The organism is Providencia rettgeri, from assembly GCF_001874625.1.
Taxonomy (GTDB): Bacteria; Pseudomonadota; Gammaproteobacteria; order Enterobacterales; family Enterobacteriaceae; genus Providencia; species Providencia huashanensis.
The window spans coordinates 3,030,360-3,049,621 of the sequence record NZ_CP017671.1 but is presented as its reverse complement, the minus strand read 5'-3'; the positions used below and the strand labels follow the sequence as shown (position 1 = coordinate 3,049,621).

General features: G+C 40.2%; 19 protein-coding genes and 1 pseudogene. 13 read left to right on the top strand and 7 right to left on the bottom strand.

What is annotated here, in order from left to right; all coding sequences use genetic code 11:
* Nucleotides 1–433: 433 nt before the first annotated feature.
* Both glyA and RB151_RS14000 read left to right on the top strand, forming a co-directional pair.
* A pseudogene (gene glyA, locus RB151_RS14005) lies at nt 434–1,686 on the top strand (serine hydroxymethyltransferase).
* 81 nt (nt 1,687–1,767) lie between these two features.
* Complete coding sequence (locus RB151_RS14000; protein ID WP_071548210.1) at nt 1,768–2,919, top strand: 3-phenylpropionate MFS transporter; 1,152 nt, start codon at nt 1,768–1,770, stop codon at nt 2,917–2,919.
* 153 nt (nt 2,920–3,072) lie between these two features.
* Here RB151_RS14000 and RB151_RS13995 read toward each other — a convergent pair whose 3' ends face one another.
* From RB151_RS13995 to RB151_RS13975, 6 genes are all read right to left on the bottom strand, one after another.
* Nucleotides 3,073–4,131 (bottom strand): TRAP transporter large permease, encoded by a 1,059-nt coding sequence (locus RB151_RS13995; protein ID WP_423810737.1) that lies wholly within the window; start codon nt 4,129–4,131, stop codon nt 3,073–3,075.
* Between the two features lie 23 nt (nt 4,132–4,154).
* Entirely contained in the window at nt 4,155–4,349 is a 195-nt protein-coding gene (locus RB151_RS24625; RefSeq protein WP_423810730.1) for a hypothetical protein, read from the bottom strand.
* Nucleotides 4,340–4,819: a TRAP transporter small permease gene (locus tag RB151_RS13990; protein WP_048607855.1), complete on the bottom strand. Its 480-nt coding sequence runs from the start codon at nt 4,817–4,819 to the stop codon at nt 4,340–4,342. Before RB151_RS13990 ends, RB151_RS24625 begins: the two co-directional genes overlap by 10 nt.
* Before the next feature lie 76 nt (nt 4,820–4,895).
* Nucleotides 4,896–5,900, bottom strand: a complete 1,005-nt coding sequence (locus RB151_RS13985) for a C4-dicarboxylate TRAP transporter substrate-binding protein (RefSeq protein ID WP_071548209.1) — start codon at nt 5,898–5,900, stop codon at nt 4,896–4,898.
* A 31-nt stretch (nt 5,901–5,931) separates the two neighbouring features.
* Nucleotides 5,932–7,386 carry a tagaturonate reductase gene (locus tag RB151_RS13980; protein ID WP_048607853.1) on the bottom strand — a complete coding sequence of 485 codons (1,455 nt, stop codon included), beginning with the start codon at nt 7,384–7,386 and terminating at the stop codon, nt 5,932–5,934.
* Nucleotides 7,387–7,754: 368 nt separating this feature from the next.
* Nucleotides 7,755–8,660: a GntR family transcriptional regulator gene (locus tag RB151_RS13975; protein ID WP_042844651.1), complete on the bottom strand. Its 906-nt coding sequence runs from the start codon at nt 8,658–8,660 to the stop codon at nt 7,755–7,757.
* Nucleotides 8,661–8,803: 143 nt separating this feature from the next.
* On the opposite strand from RB151_RS13975, the gene RB151_RS13970 reads away from it, so the two are divergent.
* A complete protein-coding gene (locus RB151_RS13970; protein ID WP_048607851.1) occupies nt 8,804–9,820 on the top strand; it encodes a zinc-binding alcohol dehydrogenase family protein in 1,017 nt (338 codons plus the stop codon).
* Nucleotides 9,821–9,910: 90 nt separating this feature from the next.
* Here the strand turns inward: RB151_RS13970 and suhB are convergent, their stop codons facing one another.
* Nucleotides 9,911–10,714, bottom strand: a complete 804-nt coding sequence (suhB, locus tag RB151_RS13965) for an inositol-1-monophosphatase (RefSeq protein ID WP_042844648.1) — start codon at nt 10,712–10,714, stop codon at nt 9,911–9,913.
* Nucleotides 10,715–10,837: 123 nt separating this feature from the next.
* Between suhB and trmJ the strand changes: the two genes are divergently transcribed.
* The 10 genes from trmJ to pepB all read left to right on the top strand — a co-directional run bounded on the left by trmJ (nt 10,838) and on the right by pepB (nt 19,194).
* Nucleotides 10,838–11,569, top strand: coding sequence for a tRNA (cytosine(32)/uridine(32)-2'-O)-methyltransferase TrmJ (gene trmJ, locus RB151_RS13960; protein ID WP_042844647.1), 732 nt, complete (start codon nt 10,838–10,840; stop codon nt 11,567–11,569).
* A gap of 119 nt (nt 11,570–11,688) precedes the next feature.
* Nucleotides 11,689–12,186, top strand: a complete 498-nt coding sequence (gene iscR, locus RB151_RS13955) for a Fe-S cluster assembly transcriptional regulator IscR (RefSeq protein ID WP_004264917.1) — start codon at nt 11,689–11,691, stop codon at nt 12,184–12,186.
* Nucleotides 12,187–12,308: 122 nt separating this feature from the next.
* Complete coding sequence (locus RB151_RS13950) at nt 12,309–13,523, top strand: IscS subfamily cysteine desulfurase (RefSeq protein WP_042844645.1); 1,215 nt, start codon at nt 12,309–12,311, stop codon at nt 13,521–13,523.
* Between the two features lie 25 nt (nt 13,524–13,548).
* The gene (gene iscU / locus RB151_RS13945) at nt 13,549–13,935 is read left to right on the top strand and encodes a Fe-S cluster assembly scaffold IscU (RefSeq protein WP_004264914.1); all 387 of its coding nucleotides are present in this window, start codon (nt 13,549–13,551) and stop codon (nt 13,933–13,935) included.
* Between the two features lie 211 nt (nt 13,936–14,146).
* On the top strand, nt 14,147–14,470 hold the full coding sequence (gene iscA, locus RB151_RS13940) for an iron-sulfur cluster assembly protein IscA (RefSeq protein WP_004264913.1): 324 nt from the start codon (nt 14,147–14,149) through the stop codon (nt 14,468–14,470).
* Between the two features lie 80 nt (nt 14,471–14,550).
* Nucleotides 14,551–15,072, top strand: a complete 522-nt coding sequence (gene hscB, locus RB151_RS13935) for a co-chaperone HscB (RefSeq protein WP_071548208.1) — start codon at nt 14,551–14,553, stop codon at nt 15,070–15,072.
* Between the two features lie 12 nt (nt 15,073–15,084).
* Nucleotides 15,085–16,935 carry a Fe-S protein assembly chaperone HscA gene (gene hscA, locus RB151_RS13930; RefSeq protein ID WP_042844638.1) on the top strand — a complete coding sequence of 617 codons (1,851 nt, stop codon included), beginning with the start codon at nt 15,085–15,087 and terminating at the stop codon, nt 16,933–16,935.
* 2 nt (nt 16,936–16,937) lie between these two features.
* Nucleotides 16,938–17,273, top strand: a complete 336-nt coding sequence (gene fdx, locus RB151_RS13925) for an ISC system 2Fe-2S type ferredoxin (protein WP_042844637.1) — start codon at nt 16,938–16,940, stop codon at nt 17,271–17,273.
* Between the two features lie 251 nt (nt 17,274–17,524).
* Entirely contained in the window at nt 17,525–17,725 is a 201-nt protein-coding gene (gene iscX, locus RB151_RS13920) for a Fe-S cluster assembly protein IscX (RefSeq protein ID WP_004912658.1), read from the top strand.
* A gap of 173 nt (nt 17,726–17,898) precedes the next feature.
* A complete protein-coding gene (gene pepB, locus RB151_RS13915; RefSeq protein ID WP_042844635.1) occupies nt 17,899–19,194 on the top strand; it encodes an aminopeptidase PepB in 1,296 nt (431 codons plus the stop codon).
* The last annotated feature ends 68 nt before the right edge of the window (nt 19,195–19,262 follow it).

Genomic DNA, 19,262 nt, shown 5'->3' with positions numbered 1-19,262 from the left:
CTTAGTGTTCATCGCGATGATGTATTTTTCAGCTACTTGAAAATATATTGCATATTTTCATTTAGATAGCGTTATTTCACCGTAATAAACGTACTTTTATTTGAGAGACACAAAGTTTATTTATAAACATGTATTTTAAATACAACTTATAATATTTAAGGTAACAAGTAAATACTCAAACGTGGAAAATATGACTGAAATAAACACATAATGAGAAGGGGCTTGCAAATTCAGCGATCTCTGCGTCAAAAAATAAAATTTGGGCTATTTTATAGTGAAGCCTTAAGAAGCAAATGAAGTGAAAAAAATTAATGCAATCGTTTGCGTATATTTTTTCTTTAGGGCTATCTCAACAGAGAAAAAGAGTTTACACTGTGTGTTATTGCGATGAATCGATTTTCAACCTATTGAATTGCTGAGGCAGGAGAAGCGAATGTTAAAGCGTGAAATGAATATTGCAGACTATGATCCAAAACTATGGGAAGCAATGGAGCAAGAAGTACAACGTCAAGAAGAACACATTGAATTAATTGCTTCTGAAAACTATACCAGTCCACGAGTCATGCAGGCTCAAGGTTCTCAGCTAACCAATAAATATGCAGAAGGCTACCCAGGTAAACGCTATTACGGCGGTTGTGAGTACGTTGACGTCGTTGAGCAATTAGCGATTGACCGTGCAAAAGAATTATTTGGCGCTGATTACGCAAACGTACAGCCGCATTCTGGTTCACAAGCAAACGCTGCTGTTTACATGGCTTTATTACAACCGGGCGATACAGTGTTAGGTATGAACCTTGCACACGGTGGGCATTTGACGCATGGTTCGCCAGTTAATTTCTCGGGTAAGTTATATAATATCGTTCCTTATGGTATTGATGAGAGCGGTAAAATTGACTACGACGATATCAAAGCGCAAGCAGTAAAACATCAACCTAAAATGATTATCGGTGGTTTCTCTGCATATTCAGGTGTGGTTGATTGGGCTAAAATGCGTGAAATTGCAGATAGCATTGGTGCTTATCTGTTTGTTGATATGGCTCACGTTGCAGGTCTTATTGCAGCTGGTGTTTATCCAAACCCAGTTCCTCACGCTCATGTTGTCACAACAACGACCCATAAAACTTTAGCAGGCCCTCGCGGTGGTTTGATCCTTGCTAAAGGTGGCGACGAAGAGATGTACAAAAAATCAACTCTGCGGTATTCCCAGGTTCTCAAGGTGGCCCTTTAATGCATGTGATTGCAGGTAAAGCGGTTGCGTTGAAAGAAGCTATGGAGCCAGAGTTCAAAGTTTACCAGCAGCAAGTGGCGAAAAATGCGAAAGCCATGGTCGACGTTTTCCAAAAACGTGGCTATAAAGTTGTGTCTGGTGGAACTGAAAACCACTTATTCTTAGTTGATTTAGTTGATAAAGGTATTACTGGTAAAGATGCTGATGCAGCTCTTGGCCGCGCTAATATCACTGTTAACAAAAACAGCGTACCAAACGACCCGAAAAGCCCATTCGTAACGTCTGGTGTACGTATTGGTTCTCCAGCAATTACACGTCGTGGTTTTAAAGAAGCGGAAGCAGGTGAGCTAGCTGGCTGGATGTGTGATATTCTAGACAACCTCAATGACGAAGCGACCATTGAAAGCGTGAAACAAAAAGTATTAACAATCTGCAAAAAATACCCAGTTTACGCATAATATAAACAATATTTAATTACCTAAACCCGCTTCTACATGTTTGTATGAGCGGGTTTTTTGCATTGAAAAAAGGGAGGGGTGATGGTCATTCCATCAACACGTTGGTTAGCTATTGACTATTTTACCTATTTTTTTGCGTATAGTATTTTTTTACCATTTTGGTCTGTGTGGCTACAGGGCGAGGGTATTGATGCAGAAATGATAGGGGTTTTACTCGGTGTCGGGCTAACAGCTCGCTTCCTAGGTGCAATGTTTATTACTCCTTCCGTTAAAGAGCCCTCAAAACTCATCATGGCACTACGACTGCTAGCAGGTCTCTCATTAATTTTCTCTGTTGGTTTTGCTTTTGGTTCCCATTGGGCATGGTTATTATTTGTGATGATAGGGTTTAACTTGTTCTTTGCACCAATGGTTCCATTAGGGGATTCGTTGGCTGGCACTTGGCAAAAACAATTTTCATTCGATTATGGCAAAATCCGTGTTTGGGGCTCTATCGCATTTATTATCGGCTCATCTTTAATGGGCTATTTGGCGGGAGTCTGGGGTCATCAGTCCATTATGGTTGCTTTGATTATAAGTTGCTTAGCATTATTGCTAGGGTCAATGTTAAAACCCGCTATCATGCCGACTGGAGCTGTCAAAGTAGAGGGCGATGATAAGCTTTCCTTTAAGCAATTAATTGCAGATAAGAACATCGTGAAGTTTTTAGTTTGCGTAACGCTGCTGCAAGGTGCACATGCAGCTTATTATGGGTTTGCGTCCCTATTTTGGAAAGAAGCGGGCTATTCAGATTTAGTAATAGGTAATTTGTGGTCACTGGGTGTTGTCGCAGAAGTGATAGTTTTTATGTTGAGCCACCGTTTATTTAGGCGTTGGAGTGCTCGTAATCTATTACTCTTATCTGCATTTTGTGGGGTGATTCGCTGGGGCTTAATGGGGGCATTTACCAGTTTACCAGTATTAATCATTATACAAATACTGCACAGTGGTACCTTTACGGTTTGCCATTTAGCCGCGATGCGTTTTATTAGTGCGCGTAAAGAAAATGAAATCATTCCGTTACAAGGGGTGTATTCTGCCCTAGCCACCGGTGGTGGGTTAGCTGTGCTTACCATTATTGTTGGTTATATTTATGAGCGCGTTCCAGCCCATCATGGTGTGGTTTTCTATTTAATGGCTCTTCTTGCTATTCCTGCCATATTTATTCGACCCAAAATTGTTGCTCAGCCGTAATGGTGAATTGTTACGAGGGAGTCTGTTGTCAAGTAGTGAAGTGAATATGCGTATTCTTGCTGCATTTCATTTATATTAATTTAAATAAAAACACTTAGTTAAAATGGGCAAGTAGCTTTCTGAGCTACTTGCCATCTAAAGTTAGTATTATTTTTATAAGCTTGGTAAGAATGTTGTAAATACAGGCATAAATGTCACTAGTAATAAAACAACAATTAATGCGAAGAATAACGGTAATACTTCACGAATAAAGTCAGCAATACGCACACCTGTGATAGACGTCGCGACAAACATCACTGTTCCCATTGGTGGCGTTAAACAACCAATAGCCAAATTCAATATCATCACAATACCAAAGTGGATTGGGTCGATACCGAGTAATTTCACCGTTGGCATTAATAGAGGAACGAGCACAATAATCGCGGCATTACCTTCAATGAACATGCCTAGAATTAACAGAACCGCATTGACTATCATTAAAAATACATAAGGATTGTCAGAAAAATTGGTCATCATTCGCGCGACATCTTGTGCCACTTGCTCATTCGTCAATACCCATGCTAATGCGGAACATGTCATGATGATTAGCATAATACTCGCGGTTGAACGAGCTGTTTCGAGAAACGAAGCGGCGATATCTTTTAACTTCATTTCGCGATAAAAGAAGGTACCAATAACGATGACATAAAGTACAGCAATTGCACCAGCTTCTGTTGGGGTAAAAATACCAAACCTAATTCCACCAATGATCACAAGAACCAACAAGAAAGCTGACATTGCGCCTTTACCGGTTTGGTATACCTCTGACCAAGTCGGTCCTTTTTCTCTCGCTGGTTTATAGCCACGTCTCTTGGCAATCAAATAAATAGTAACCATTAAGGCAAGGCAGCACATAAGGCCAGGAATAATTGCAGCCATAAACATTTTGCCAATGGAAACGTCAGCAACAAACCCATAAATAATAAGGGCTATCCCAGGGGGAATAATTGGGGTTATGAGTGAACCAGCGGCTGTCACAGCAGCTGAAAAACTCCTTCCATAGCCTAATTTCGTCATTTCAGGCACTAGCATTTTAGACAGCATTGCACAGTCTGCAAGGTTAGATGCTGAGAGCCCACCCATCATGGTGCTTAACAATACGTTTGATTGAGCAAGACCTCCAGGGTAGTGGCCGGATAAAGTGCCAGTGAATTTTAGCATTCGACTGGTTATTCCAGTGTAATTTAATAAATTTCCTAATAAAATAAAAAAGGAATAGCTAGTAAAGTTACGTTTTCCCCTGCACCAATAATTCTCTGTACGGCGATTAATGGAGAAATATCACCAACAGAAAAGAAATAAGTGAGTAAAGCGATTAATACACTTAAGAATATAGGGACGTTAATTAAAAAACAGAAAATTAATACAATACAGGCGATAACTACTGACATGGTTTATCCCCTTTAATTAATTTGCTCATATCTTCCAACAAATGTTGAATTGAAAATAACACCATGATGGATGCACCAATAGGAACAGAGAGGTCGATGTAATAATAAGAAACACCAATAATTGGGGTTATCTTATCTTCTGCAATAATAGACAGTTCGTATCCAAGGTAACCGAAAATTGATAAAGCAATGATAGCCATAATATGGGTGAATACTGCGATAACTAACTGTATTTTTTCAGGAAATAAAGAGGTGATGGCATCAATACTGACATGCATTCTTTTACCTGCGGCCGAAGCGGCACCGATCATGACAAGCCAGATGTAGCAAATAATTAAAACTTCTTCACTCCACATTAAAGGGTCATTAAGAAGCCAACGCATGAACACAGCAAGAATAGTGATCATCACAATCGCTGCGACGGCGAGTGATGATACAATATCACTTAATTTCCCCAGAAATTTAAACATAGAAGATCCTTGCAAGAATAATAGCTAACCTTATTATTGTGAAAAGACTGGCGGAATATACCGCCAATCATGATGGTTAATTATTAATAATATCTTGTGTTTGCTGGTATAAATTTGCAGACCACTCTGGGAATTCATTATAGAATGGCTTAGATTTTTCTTTGAAAAGCTCACGGTCAACTTCAACGACGGTAACCCCTTCATTCTTCATTTTTTCAATAATTTCTTTTTCTTCTTTTAGAACTAATTCAGTTAAATATTGGCCTGCTTCATTTCCTGATTCAACCAAAGCTTGTTGAATATTTTCAGGTAATTTACTGTAGGTTTTGCTTCCCATGACTAAGTTAGTGACGTTTTCTACATGGCCCGTTAGGATAAGAAATTTCGCTGCTTCATGGTGTTTTTGGCCATATAAAACAGGAATTGGGTTTTCTGCGCCGTCAATAATTTTAAGGTTAAGTGCGGTATAAACTTCAGCTAAAGGTAATGGTGTTGGAGTTGCTCCCATCGCTTCTAAGCCTTTAATTTGGATCTTATTATTTGGTACACGGATTTTTAAACCTTTTAAGTCATCCGGCGTTTTTATCATTTTATTCGCGAGAATATGACGTGACCCATATAACCAATCTTTAGATACAACATGCAGGCCTTTTTTATCCAACTGCTGTTCTAAATTGCCATACCAAGGTGAAGCATTTAATTTAAAAATATCCTGATAGGAAAGGCCTAAATAAGGACCAAACATAATGCCGTAGTCAGGGACATAGTCAGAGAAGAAAGCGCCATCAGCGAGAGTAATTAATGGGCTACCTAATTTCATTTGTTCTATGACATCTTTCTTAGAACCTAATTGTGAACTTGGGTAAGGGATTAATTCACCTTCACCGTTTGTTTTTTCATTGAATTTTTTTGCCCATTCATGGATTGCTAAGTCAAAAGGTTCGCCTGGATTATTTTCGTAGGCAACTTTTAATTTATATTTAGCATCAGCAAAAGCTGAACCAGCCATACTGCCCATTAAAATCATAGTGCTGAGTGTTAAGCTAAGAATTTTCTTCCCGTTCAATGTGCTCAGTTTCATAAAAGTATCTCCTGTAGGGGGATTTATTGTTTTAAATAGTTTTTTTATATCTTTCACGTAAAGTGGATTCAGTGCCATTATGCAGAATAGCATTTATTTTTTGGCAAACATCTTCCTGTAATTGTGGAATTTCATTGAGATTTAAGCCCCATAAATCAGACATTGCTAAGACATTTTGGGTTAACTGCCTTGTATCCGAATCATAGAGGCTATCCCATTCTTTAAAACGTTTGAGCAAATAATCATCATCATTCAATGGGATTGATAATTGATTAAACTGCCCGCGATAAAAAACAATCAATGCCGCGAGTGAGAATGCAATGCAATAAGGGATTTGATTGTATTGGTTAGAATAAGAGATTAATTGAGGTAATAGCCGAGTTTTAAACTTGGTTAATGAATTAAGAGCGATAGAGAGTAATTCATGCTCTATAAATGGGTTGTTAAAACGGTCGATAACTGCGGATGCGAAAGCATTTAACTCCGTAGGGTCTTGAGATAACACAGGGATCACTTCGTTACCGATTAAATCCTTAGTGAAGGATAATAAAATGGGGTTAGATGTGGCCTCACGTACAGTTTTAATTCCTGCTAAATAAGCGACAGGTACCATTGAGGTATGTGCGCCATTCAAGATAGCGACTTTACGCTCTTTGTAAGGTTTAATGTCATCGACAATCTTTATGTTTAATGGCAATTCATTTAATTTCAGTTTTTTCTCTAATTCTTTTGGTCCTTGAATAACAAATAGATAAAAATATTCAGCGGTAACTAAAAACTTATCTTTATAACCTAACTCTTTTTCTAATTTACCGATTTCATTTTTAGGATAACCTGTCACTATTCTATCAACTAACGTAGAGCAAAAGGTATTGTGGTTATTCAGCCACATGATGAAATCATTAGGTAGATTCCAGTCCTCTGCGTGTTTATTGATAAATTCTTTTAATTTTTCACCATTATAATCGATTAATTCACAAGGGATGATTATCAATCCTTTGCTTTTATCACCATTGAAATGCTGATAACGGTGGAAAAGAAATTGAGTCAATTTTGCAGGAAAACTACTTGCAGGCCTATCGTCCAAGCAAACATCTTGTTTATAAACAATACCCGCTTCGGTCGTATTGGAAAAAACCCACTGTAAGTCTGGGTTTTCCGCACAACTTAAAAATTTATCATATTCAGAATAAATAAGAATTTCGCGATTAACGGAATTGATGATCCTGACATTTGAAACACTTTGTTGTTGTTCGTTGATTCCCCTGGTGATGGCGGTATATAAACCATCTTGCTCATTGATTGACGGGTGTGTTGAATCAATCGGCCTGACAATTGTTATGCCGCTATTAAAGTCTGTTTTTTCATTCAGTTGATCAACCATCCAGTCAATAAATGCTCGTAAAAAGTTACCTTCCCCAAACTGAAGAATTTTTTCTGGGTACTGCTTATTAGCCATTGATTGCCGATTCAGGTAATTATCCATGACTATTCCTCGAGTTATTATGTGTATTATTCATCTGGTGTGGGTTCAGACTAGAAGTATTTTTTTTTACGGACTATTAATTGCATCAATTTTGTGGGGTCAATGGCTTTTTGGTGTTTTTAATGTGTTTTTTATCAATTAAAAACATGGTTTTTATCTTTGTTAAAATGGTGGTTATTATTATTTTTTATATAATTATATGATAATTAAGAAATATATTATTTTTTGGGTAAGTGAGGATGATTGGTTTTTTATGATTCTATTGTTTTTTTAGTGAAAAATTCAGGTTAAACGTGGAGGAGGGAATAATAATAGTAAGTCATAGGGCGCTCAATTAGTTTTTAATCAAGCGCTTGGATTGAATAGGGTTATTCATATGTCTGTTGTATCGAATTGATCATAGTCCGTTTAGCAGTATCTAAATGGTGACGAAGTTCATTCATCGCGACAATATCATTACGGCTAATTAAAGCACTTAAAATAGTCATGTGTTCTTCGATAGCAAGGACGTTTCTTTCTTTTAAGTCTGACTCATCCCACTGGTATTGGAAGTGGAATATAACAGTAATAATTTCAAGTGATTGGTTAAAAAAGGGATTGTTGGCTCCCGATAAAATAAGGCTATGTAATTCATAGTCTAACTGGGAAAAATCACGATAATTAATCGTGACTGTTTCGCGCAATGCCCTATGTTTAAGTAATAATTCTTTGGCTAAAATCCAACGGTGGTCATCCGCGGGTAAATTTAAAAAATGCGTAAGTGCATTTGTTTCAAGCAACTCCCTAAATTCAAAGAGTTTCTCTGCATATTCGCGAGAAAATTTCATCATGTGCCAGTTGCCTCTATGGGTATTTTTAATTAACCCATATCGAGAAAATTCAACCAAAAATTCCCTAACCACACTGGAGTTAACATGGCTTTTCTTGGCGAGTTGTAACTCTGTAAAAGTATCCCCAGGCATCAGTTCTTTGCGTTTAATCATTTGGTAAAACGCTTTTTCGAATAACACAATTTGCTGATCTGGCAGGCTTGATTCAACTGGGAAGAAATCAGTTTTGTTTGGGTATCGAATAACGTGATATTCATTACCTTGTTTTTCAACAATTTTTTTCTCTAGTAAATATTCAATCGTGTGCCTGACAGTTGTACGACTGATATTAAACATTTCCGCTAAGGAAGATTGAGAAGGAAAAGGCGAAGTTAACAAATTTTTATGAATAGCATCTAAAAATTCATTAATAGAAGCGTAGCGCAAATTTTTACTTCTCACCATTTTGAGGTCCCTCTAATTGATTTTTATTCTTAAAAAACCGATTTAAAACCGATTTTAAAACATTTAATCACAAAATCTGCTTGTTTAATATCTAGATTATGTTTTTTAAATTAAAAAAGACAGATAAATTGATGGAGGATGATATGAAGCAATTGATTTGTCAGGAACCTAAAAAGCTAGTCTATCAGCAAGTTGAAGAGCCAGTGGTCAAAGCCGGTCAGGTAAAAATTAAAATCCATGCTATTGGAATTTGTGGCACAGATATTCATGCATGGGGAGGAAATCAACCTTTTTTCCAATATCCTCGCGTATTAGGGCATGAGATTTCGGGGACCATTTGTGAAGTCGCTTCTGATGTAACTCAGTGGAAAGTAGGGCAACGTGTTGCGGTAATGCCTTATGTTGCTTGCTACGAATGTGGAGCTTGTAAAAGTGGTAAAACGAATTGCTGCGAAAAAATCTCAGTTATAGGTGTACATGAAGATGGGGGGTTTTGTGAGTATTTAAATGTCCCAGAGAATAATGTATTGGCAATCGCCGATACTGTTAGTGATATTGATGGGGCGTTAATTGAGCCATTTTCTATTAGTGCTCACGCGGTAAGGCGTGCGCAAGTGAAATCTCAAGATACGGTTTTGGTCGTGGGCGCAGGGCCAATTGGTTTAGGTGTTGCTGCTATTGCTAAAGCAGATGGTGCTAACGTGTTAGTTGCAGATACCAGTGCAGCAAGGCGCCAGCACGTAGAAAAGGTGCTGGGAGTCACAACCTGTGACCCAGCGGATGAAATGTATTTATCTGTCATTGAAGAAAATTTCCAAGGGCAGTTAGCGGAAAAAGTCATTGATGCGACGGGGAACCCGCATGCGATGAATAGCGCCGTTAATTTAATTCGCCACGGTGGGATAGTGGTATTTGTTGGCTTGTTTAAAGGCAATTTATCTTTTTCAGATCCCGATTTTCATAAGAAAGAAACCACAATGATGGGAAGCCGTAATGCAACGCTTGAAGATTTCAATAAAGTAGCGAAGTTGATGTCGGAAGGTAAGCTAACAAGTGAGATGATGTTAACTCATCAATTTGATTTTAATACCATTGGTGAGCGCTATGAGAAAGATGTTATTAATAATCGTGAGTTAATTAAAGGGGTTATTTTATTTTAAGTCGCATTCGTTAAATTACATGCAAAAAAATGCCCACTTAAGACAGCTTGAACTGTAACTTGTTGTGGGCTTTTTTCAAACGGGGGGTAATTAGCGTTTAAGGGCTTCTGATAATTCGTCTTTCATAACGGATAATATATCTTTAACCACTCGTGGGCTACCAGCAACCAAGTTACCTGAAGCTAAATAGTTATGGCCACCGACAAAATCAGTCACAATACCGCCTGCTTCACGCATGATCAGCTTGCCACCTAAGAAATCCCAAGGTTTTAAACCAATTTCGAAGAATGCATCAACACGGCCTGATGCGACATAGCATAAATCTAACGCTGCGGAGCCTGTGCGGCGAAAATCAGCACATTTATCAAACATAGCCGTCATAATTTTCATATAGGCAGGAGCATGTTGCTTTTGTTTGAAAGGGAAGCCAGTTGCGACAATAGCTCCGTCAAGGCCACGTTTTTCATCGATACGAATGCGGTAACCATTAAGTTGCGCGCCTTGACCACGAACTGCGCTGAACAGTTCATTACGCATTGGGTCATAAACAACGGCAACCTCAGTACGGCCTTTAACGCGCACAGCGATAGAAACAGAAAAATGGGGAAGGCGTTTTGTGAAGTTAGTCGTGCCATCCAGTGGATCGATTACCCATTGAATATCGTTATCTTTACCTAATAACTCACCGCTTTCTTCAGTGATAATAGTATGATCAGGATATGACTTACGGATGATTTCAATAATCAACTGCTCAGATTCTTGATCAACGTTAGTGACAAAATCGTTAGCGCCTTTTTGAGTCACTTTGATATTACTAGGCATTTCATAGTTTTTAGCTATGTGATTACCGGCCTTACGTGCGGCACGTATGGCGATGTTAAGCATCGGATGCATGGGCTTTTTCCACTGGAATGTTAAAGAACGAAAAACAAGAGAGCCGAATTATATAGATGTTCGTCACAATAAGCAATTTTGTGTTAAACTGTGCCGATAATTTTTTCATTAAACGTATAAACCATGTTAGATAATATCCGTATTGTTCTTGTTGAGACCTCACACACTGGTAATATGGGCTCGACTGCCCGTGCAATGAAAACCATGGGGCTTTCAAATCTTTATCTTGTTAATCCTCTTGTTGAGCCTGATTCACACTCAATCGCACTTTCCGCAGGGGCAAGTGATGTTATCGGTAATGCCACGATCGTCAAAACGCTCGATGAAGCCTTAGAAGGGTGTAAATTAGTCATTGGTACTAGTGCTCGCTCTCGTACATTGTCGTGGCCCATGGTTGAGCCTCGTGAGTGTGGTGTAAAATCAGTAAACCAATCAAAAGAGTCGCCAGTGGCGATTGTTTTTGGTCGTGAACGTGTTGGCTTGACTAACGAAGAGTTACAAAAATGCCAATATCACTTATATATTCCCACCAATCCTGAATATGGGTCATTAAATTTAGCGATGGCTGTTCAGTTGGTGAGTTATGAAATTCGTATGGCTTATCTGGCTATGGATGAAAAAAATGCGGTAATATCGCCGGATGATGAGGTAGAATACCCGCCATCAGAAGATGTTGAGCGTTTTTATGTCCATCTTGAGAGTGTTCTACATGAGTCAGGTTTTATTCGTAAGGCACATCCAGGCTTAATTATGAATAAATTACGTCGCTTGTTCACCCGTGCGCACATTGAAACTCAAGAGTTACATATCTTAAGGGGTATCCTAACGTCGATGGAAAAATGGGCGAAAAAGTGAGGCTAAACTCGTGGTAAAAGTAGGTGAATAATACTTGAGTAAAATAGTCAGGTAAATAGTTGACTAAATTAGTCAGGAATGTCACAATCTTGCTATAATTTACCACGGAGTAATATGTTATGAGACTCACTTCCAAAGGGCGTTACGCGGTAACAGCGATGTTAGATGTCGCGTTACATTCTCAGTCAGGTCCAGTACCTTTAGCTGATATCTCTGAACGTCAGGGAATTTCCCTCTCTTATCTTGAGCAACTTTTCTCTCGTTTACGCAAAAACGAGCTAGTTTCCAGCGTCCGCGGTCCGGGTGGTGGTTATTTGCTTGGCAGAGACGCAGACCAAATTTTTGTTGCTGAAGTCATTGCTGCGGTTGATGAATCTGTTGACGCGACTCGTTGTCAAGGTAATAAAGAAGGTTGCCAAAATGGTGACCGCTGCTTAACCCACGCATTGTGGCGTGACTTAAGCGATAGAATCACAAGTTTCCTTAGCAGCATTAGTCTTGACGAATTGGTTAAAAACCAAGAAGTCATGGTTGTTGCTGATAGACAAGATAATGAACAGCGTAAAACCATGCCAAATGGAATAACACCTGAATCTATTATCAATGTACGCGCTTAAAAAATATATTAAAAATTGCAGTCGGTACATTTTGGTGAGGTTTTAGACGAAGAGCTAGCACCCGCTATTTGTACCTTTAAAAATTAAAGGCAAGCTATATTGACCTTTGGAGTATGTGAGCAATGAAATTACCAATTTATCTTGACTATTCAGCAACAACACCCGTCGATCCACGTGTTGCTGAAAAAATGATGCAATGTTTAACAATGGATGGGAACTTCGGTAATCCAGCATCCCGTTCTCACCGTTTTGGCTGGCAAGCCGAGGAAGCGGTTGATATTGCTCGTAACCAAATAGCTGAATTAGTGGGTGCTGACCCACGTGAAATCGTCTTTACATCAGGTGCAACAGAGTCTGATAACTTAGCGATTAAAGGCGCTGCCAATTTCTATAAAAAGAAAGGTAATCACATTATTACGTGTAAAACGGAACACAAAGCCGTTTTAGACACTTGCCGTCAATTAGAACGCGAAGGTTTTGAAGTGACTTATTTGTCACCACAAAGCAACGGTTTAATTGCCATGCAAGATCTCAAAGATGCTATCCGTGAAGACACAATTTTAATTTCAATTATGCATGTTAATAATGAAATTGGTGTTATTCAGGATATCGAAGCAATCGGTGAATTATGCCGTAGCAAAGGGATTATCTTCCACGTTGATGCGACTCAAAGTGTAGGTAAATTACCTATCGACTTGAACGCATTAAAAGTCGATTTAATGTCATTCTCTGCTCACAAACTGTATGGCCCAATGGGCATCGGTGCACTATACGTTCGTCGTAAACCGCGTGTGCGTCTTGAGGCACAACAACACGGTGGCGGTCATGAGCGTGGTATGCGTTCTGGTACATTAGCGGTTCACCAAATTGTCGGTATGGGTGAAGCGTATCGTATTGCAAAAGAAGAGATGGCATCTGAGTCCGAGCGTTTACGCGGGTTACGCTTACGTTTATGGAATGGCATTAAAGATATCGAAGAAGTTTACCTCAACGGTGATTTAGAACACGGTGCGCCGCACATTCTGAACGTCAGCTTCAACTATGTTGAAGGTGAATCACTGATGATGTCCTTGAAAGATTTGGCTGTTTCTTCAGGTTCTGCATGTACATCTGCAAGCCTAGAACCTTCTTATGTACTACGTGCTTTAGGGATGAATGATGAGCTAGCACACAGCTCAATCCGTTTCTCTTTAGGTCGTTTCACGACAGAAGAAGAAATTGACTATGCAATCAAAATGATTCATGGCGCAATTGGCCACTTACGCGAGCTGTCTCCTTTATGGGAAATGTTTAAAGACGGCGTAGATCTTAACAGCATCGAATGGTCTCACCATTAATCAGACGGTTTCAGGAGTATAAAAAATGGCTTACAGTGAAAAAGTTATCGATCATTATGAAAATCCACGCAACGTTGGTTCGTTTGACAACAGCGACCCAAGCGTAGGCAGTGGTATGGTAGGTGCACCTGCATGTGGTGATGTCATGAAATTACAGATTAAAGTAAATGATGACGGCATTATTGAAGATGCACGCTTTAAAACGTATGGTTGCGGTTCAGCTATTGCTTCAAGTTCATTGGTTACAGAGTGGATGAAAGGCAAAAGCTTGGATGAAGCTGAGTCAATCAAAAATACAGCAATCGCAGAAGAGTTAGAATTACCGCCAGTGAAAATTCACTGCTCAATTCTAGCTGAAGATGCCATTAAAGCTGCTATTGCTGATTACAAAAGCAAACGCCAAAGCAAATAGGTATAAATGTTAGTGTATAGGGCAACCAATATTAATAAATAACAAAAGTTATCGTCCTATATCTGACAGATTATCCGTAATCATTTGGGGTGAATATCGCTGAGGGAAGTTAACACTCATCAGCTCAATGATGACGGATATAAAATAATTTGAAGGCGGATGCGACTAATCGGTAGCATCTGCCTTATTTGTTTCTAAAGTGAGGTTTGCAATGTCTATTTCTCTTACAGAAAGTGCGGCGCAGCGAATTCAATCTTTCCTACAAAACCGAGGGAAAGGTGAAGGCTTGCGTTTAGGTGTAAGAACTTCTGGTTGTTCAGGAATGGCTTATGTCCTTGAGTTTGCTGATATAATCAATGAAGAAGACACGGTTTTTGAAGACAAAGGTGTTAAAGTTATCGTCGATGGTAAAAGCATTGTTTATCTTGATGGTACCGAGCTGGATTTTGTAAAAGAAGGCTTAAACGAAGGGTTTAAATTTAATAACCCTAACGTCAACAGTGAATGCGGATGCGGTGAAAGTTTTCACGTATAATTCCTTCATATAAGCATGATTTTCGACCGATGTTGCTAATACTGGCGGCATTGGTTACCGGTTCGAGAAACTGAGCACTTATGGATTATTTTACTCTTTTCGGGTTAACTCCCGTTTACGCTATTGATAGCGAACAGCTAACGCAGCGCTTTCAAGATTTACAGCGTCAATACCATCCTGACCGTTTTGCAACTTGTTCCGAACAGGAAAAGATGCAAGCACTTCAAAAGGCTGCAACGATTAATGCGGCTTATCAAGCCCTTCATCACCCGCTTAAGCGCGCGGAATATATGCTTTCATTGCATGGTTTCGATATTAATAATGAACAACATACCATGCATGACACTGCATTTTTGATGGAGCAGCTTGAATTACGTGAAGAATTAGACAATATCGAAAATAATGCTGATGCACTTGAACTACTGAGCACGTTTATGAAAAACGTCAAGCAAATGCAACAAACAAGAAGTGTGTTGATGGTAACCGAACTGGATGCCATGCAGTGGGAAAAAGCCGCTGATACCGTACGTAAATTGCGTTTTCTCGATAAGCTACAGCAACAGGCTGAGCAACTCGAAGAACGGTTACTAGGCGAATTTTAAGAGAAAACGACTATGGCTTTATTACAAATCAGTGAACCGGGAATGACTGCTGCTCCACACCAACGTAAATTAGCAGCGGGGATTGACCTAGGAACCACTCACTCTTTAATTGCAACGGTACGAAGTGGTGAAGCCGCCGCATTACCTGACAACCAAGGGCGTTTTTTATTGCCTTCTATTGTGAATTATCAAGCAAATAGCAAACAAGTTGGTTGGGAAGCTAAACAACTAGCTGAGCAGGACCCGGTGAATACGGTTATTTCAGTAAAACGTATGATGGGGCGGTCATTAGCAGATATTCAAAAACGCTATCCTGATTTACCTTATCAATTGAGTGCCAGTGAAAATGGTTTACCATTCATTCAAACTGCTGCGGGCCAAGTTGACCCAATCCAAGTTTCTGCTGATATTTTAAAAACACTCGCTAAACGCGCACAAGAAACTCTCGGTGGTGAAATGGATGGCGTCGTGATCACCGTTCCTGCCTATTTCGATGATGCACAGCGTCAAGGTACCAAAGATGCCGCACGTCTTGCTGGTTTACATGTGCTACGTTTACTCAATGAGCCGACGGCTGCGGCGATTGCTTATGGGTTAGACTCTGGGCAAGAAGGGGTAATAGCGGTTTATGACCTCGGCGGTGGTACATTTGATGTGTCTATCTTGCGCTTAAGTCGTGGTGTGTTTGAAGTATTAGCGACTGGCGGTGATACAGCGCTCGGCGGTGATGATTTTGACCAACTTCTTGCCGAGTGGATTGCCAATCAAGCTGGCGTTTCACTGCAAGGTGATCATCATTTAAATCGTCAATTATTGAATATTGCGACCAAAACAAAAATTGCGTTGAGTGATGCAAATACTGCGACCATTGATGTTGCTAATTGGCATGGTGAAATTCACCGTGAGCAATTTAATGCATTGATTGAAAATCATGTTAAACGGACATTGTTAGCCTGCCGTCGAGCATTGAAAGATGCGGGAGTTGAGGCAGAAGAAGTGTTGAATGTGGTGATGGTCGGGGGCTCAACGCGTGTGCCATTAGTTCGCCAGAAAGTGGGTGATTTTTTTGGAAAAGAACCACTGACCTCAATCGACCCTGACAAGGTTGTGGCCATTGGCGCAGCTATCCAAGCCGATATTCTAGTTGGGAATAAGCCTGACAGTGATATGTTATTGCTAGATGTTATTCCCCTGTCCCTTGGTTTAGAAACCATGGGGGGGCTTGTAGAAAAAGTGATTCCGCGCAATACCACTATCCCAGTCGCTCGTGCCCAAGAATTTACTACATTTAAAGATGGCCAAACGGCAATGAGCGTGCACGTAGTACAAGGTGAGCGTGAAATGGTTGCCGATTGCCGTTCATTAGCGCGTTTTACCTTGCGTGATATCCCGGCAATGGCTGCGGGGGGCGCACATATTCGGGTAACTTTCCAAGTTGACGCGGATGGGTTATTAAGTGTCAGTGCGATGGAAAAATCCACGGGTGTAGAAGCTTCTATTCAAGTTAAGCCATCTTATGGGTTAACGGATAATGAAATTTCAAGCATGATTAAAGATTCAATGTCAAACGCGCAAGATGATCTTAATGCGCGCCGCTTAGCGGAGCAAAAAGTTGAAGCGGCAAGAGTGCTTGAAAGTTTAACGAGTGCATTAGCGCAAGATGCCAATTTACTGACGCCAACAGAAGAGTCGGAAATTGATAATGCAGTCAATGAGTTAATTAAAGCGGTCGAGGGGACTGACCCGGCCGTAATTGAAAATGCCATTAAACAACTGGATAAGCAATCGCAGGATTTTGCTGCGCGTCGTATGGATAGCTCTATACGCCAAGCGCTGTCAGGCCATTCTGTGGATGAGATATAATTATGCCTAAAATAGTTTTTTTACCTCATAGTGATTTATGCCCAGACGGTGCGGTTGTTGAAGCACAAGAAGGCGAGTCTATTTTAAATGTTGCATTACGCAGTGGTATCGAACTCGAACATGCCTGTGAGAAATCCTGTGCTTGTACGACTTGCCATTGTATTGTTCGTGAAGGTTTTGATTCATTGGAAGAAAGCAGTGAGTTAGAAGACGATATGCTAGATAAAGCATGGGGCTTAGAACCTGAGAGCCGACTGAGTTGTCAGGCGCTGGTGACTGATGAAGATTTAGTGGTCGAGATCCCAAAATATACGATCAACCACGCCCGTGAACACTAATGCTCGTCATATTTCGCGCTGTCACGGTATTGGCTTCTTTCAAGTATTCGGGTCACATACTTGTGTATGCTCCCCGAGATACTTTCAATTGCCGCCTAGCGACAACGCGAACTATTTAGAGCATTGAACTATTTGTTAATATTTCATGCTGTCGCGGTATTGATGCTTTCAATCACAGGTAGCAGAGCGAGCGAATTATTTTGCACACTGAAGTGTAGATGAAAGCTTGATAATCAAATTAGTGAGGGAGTATGAGCTTAAAATGGTCAAATAGCCGTGAAATCGGTGAAGCATTATATGATGCATTTCCTGACGTTGATCCGAAAACCGTGCGCTTTACGGATATGCACCAGTGGATTTGCGACTTAGAAGAGTTTGATGATGACCCGCAAAAATCGAATGAGAAAATTTTAGAAGCGATCTTGTTAGTTTGGCTGGATGAATTCGAATAAGTGGTTTTTTCATCTAAAAACCGAGTGGCTATTAAGAATAGTGCTCGGTTTTTTTATTTTGCATCAGCACTATAATGATATCCCTAGTATTATTTATCAGTTAAGGTAACAGCAAGTGCGGGCAATCTATTGGGCTTTTGCTGTCCGCAAAAATAGACAAAGTGAGAAAAACGATGACAAAACAAATTATGCCAGTAATGATTTCTTGTGAGCCAGCAGCACCATGTTGGGGTGAAGGCGCATTGTTAAGCTCTAGCGATAACGGCATGACAATCCACCTGAAACACGCTGGGAAATTATGTGCTGTGCAAAGTGCTGGCCGTAAATTAGATGGGCAAGGTATTCGCAATGTTGCCTTAACCGGTGAGGGCTGGGACTTAGAAAAAAGTTGGGCATTTTGGCAAGGTTTTCGTGCACCGAAAGGGGCTAGAACTATTGAATGGCCTGTGTTACCAGAAGAAGACCGTAAAGAATTAGAAAACCGTATTCGTACTGTTGATTGGGTACGTGACGTCATTAATGCTCCGGCTGAAGAATTAGGGCCAGAGCAATTAGCAAAACGCGCTATTGACCTACTTTGCACCGTGGGCGCTCAAGATATTAGCTATCGCATTATCAAAGGTGATGACTTATTAGCTCAAGGTTATACGGGTATTCATACTGTTGGTCGTGGCTCAAGTCGCCCACCAGTATTCTTAGCTTTAGATTACAACCCAGGTGCAAACCCTAACGCGCCAGTTTTTGCAGCTCTAGTTGGTAAGGGTATTACCTTCGATTCGGGGGGCTATAGTATCAAGCCATCTGCTTCGATGAACTCAATGAAAGCGGACATGGGCGGGGCTGCCACTTTAGCAGGTTCATTGGCTCTAGCGATTTCACGCGGTTTGCAAAAACGTGTGAAAATGTTCCTGTGTATTGCAGATAACATGGTGAGTGGCAACGCATTTAAGTTAGGCGATATTATCCGTTACCGTAATGGCAAATCCGTAGAAATCATGAATACAGATGCTGAAGGGCGTTTAGTGTTAGCTGATGGCTTAATTGATGCGAGCAAAGAAAACCCGACACTGATTATTGATGCAGCAACCTTAACTGGTGCAGCGAAAATGGCAGTAGGTGGGGATTACCATTCAGTTTTAAGTTTCGATGACAAGTTAGTCGCTGATTTAATGAGTGCTTCAAATGAGGAATTTGAATTATTTTGGCGTTTACCATTAGCTGAATTTCATCGTCAGCAGCTACCGTCAGGTTTTGCTGATCTCAACAATATTGCTGCGCCATCTCATACTGCTGGGGCAAGTACAGCGGCGGCATTTTTATCCCATTTTGTTGAAAACTATCGCCAAAACTGGGTACATATTGATTGCTCGGCAACTTACCGTAAGTCTCCTGTTAGTTTATGGGCAGAAGGCGCAACAGGTATTGGTGTGAGAACACTGGCAAACTTGTTAATCAGTAAATCAAAATAACCCCCACGGGTTGACAATGGGCACGAGAAGAATACTTTTCGTGCCTATTTTTTACCTAAGCGATTTTT

What these genes read in the sequence shown, in the direction of transcription:
- fdx (WP_042844637.1), top strand. Translation starts at nt 16,938, where the DNA reads ATGCCTAAAATAGTTTTTTTACCTCATAGTGATTTATGCCCAGACGGT.
- RB151_RS13975 (WP_042844651.1), bottom strand. Translation starts at nt 8,660, where the DNA reads ATGGTGAGAAGTAAAAATTTGCGCTACGCTTCTATTAATGAATTTTTA.
- iscA (WP_004264913.1), top strand. Translation starts at nt 14,147, where the DNA reads ATGTCTATTTCTCTTACAGAAAGTGCGGCGCAGCGAATTCAATCTTTC.
- iscU (WP_004264914.1), top strand. Translation starts at nt 13,549, where the DNA reads ATGGCTTACAGTGAAAAAGTTATCGATCATTATGAAAATCCACGCAAC.
- trmJ (WP_042844647.1), top strand. Translation starts at nt 10,838, where the DNA reads ATGTTAGATAATATCCGTATTGTTCTTGTTGAGACCTCACACACTGGT.
- RB151_RS13950 (WP_042844645.1), top strand. Translation starts at nt 12,309, where the DNA reads ATGAAATTACCAATTTATCTTGACTATTCAGCAACAACACCCGTCGAT.
- suhB (WP_042844648.1), bottom strand. Translation starts at nt 10,714, where the DNA reads ATGCATCCGATGCTTAACATCGCCATACGTGCCGCACGTAAGGCCGGT.
- RB151_RS14000 (WP_071548210.1), top strand. Translation starts at nt 1,768, where the DNA reads ATGGTCATTCCATCAACACGTTGGTTAGCTATTGACTATTTTACCTAT.
- RB151_RS13980 (WP_048607853.1), bottom strand. Translation starts at nt 7,386, where the DNA reads ATGGATAATTACCTGAATCGGCAATCAATGGCTAATAAGCAGTACCCA.
- hscA (WP_042844638.1), top strand. Translation starts at nt 15,085, where the DNA reads ATGGCTTTATTACAAATCAGTGAACCGGGAATGACTGCTGCTCCACAC.
- RB151_RS13970 (WP_048607851.1), top strand. Translation starts at nt 8,804, where the DNA reads ATGAAGCAATTGATTTGTCAGGAACCTAAAAAGCTAGTCTATCAGCAA.
- RB151_RS24625 (WP_423810730.1), bottom strand. Translation starts at nt 4,349, where the DNA reads ATGTCAGTAGTTATCGCCTGTATTGTATTAATTTTCTGTTTTTTAATT.
- iscR (WP_004264917.1), top strand. Translation starts at nt 11,689, where the DNA reads ATGAGACTCACTTCCAAAGGGCGTTACGCGGTAACAGCGATGTTAGAT.
- RB151_RS13985 (WP_071548209.1), bottom strand. Translation starts at nt 5,900, where the DNA reads ATGAAACTGAGCACATTGAACGGGAAGAAAATTCTTAGCTTAACACTC.
- iscX (WP_004912658.1), top strand. Translation starts at nt 17,525, where the DNA reads ATGAGCTTAAAATGGTCAAATAGCCGTGAAATCGGTGAAGCATTATAT.
- hscB (WP_071548208.1), top strand. Translation starts at nt 14,551, where the DNA reads ATGGATTATTTTACTCTTTTCGGGTTAACTCCCGTTTACGCTATTGAT.
- RB151_RS13990 (WP_048607855.1), bottom strand. Translation starts at nt 4,819, where the DNA reads ATGTTTAAATTTCTGGGGAAATTAAGTGATATTGTATCATCACTCGCC.
- pepB (WP_042844635.1), top strand. Translation starts at nt 17,899, where the DNA reads ATGACAAAACAAATTATGCCAGTAATGATTTCTTGTGAGCCAGCAGCA.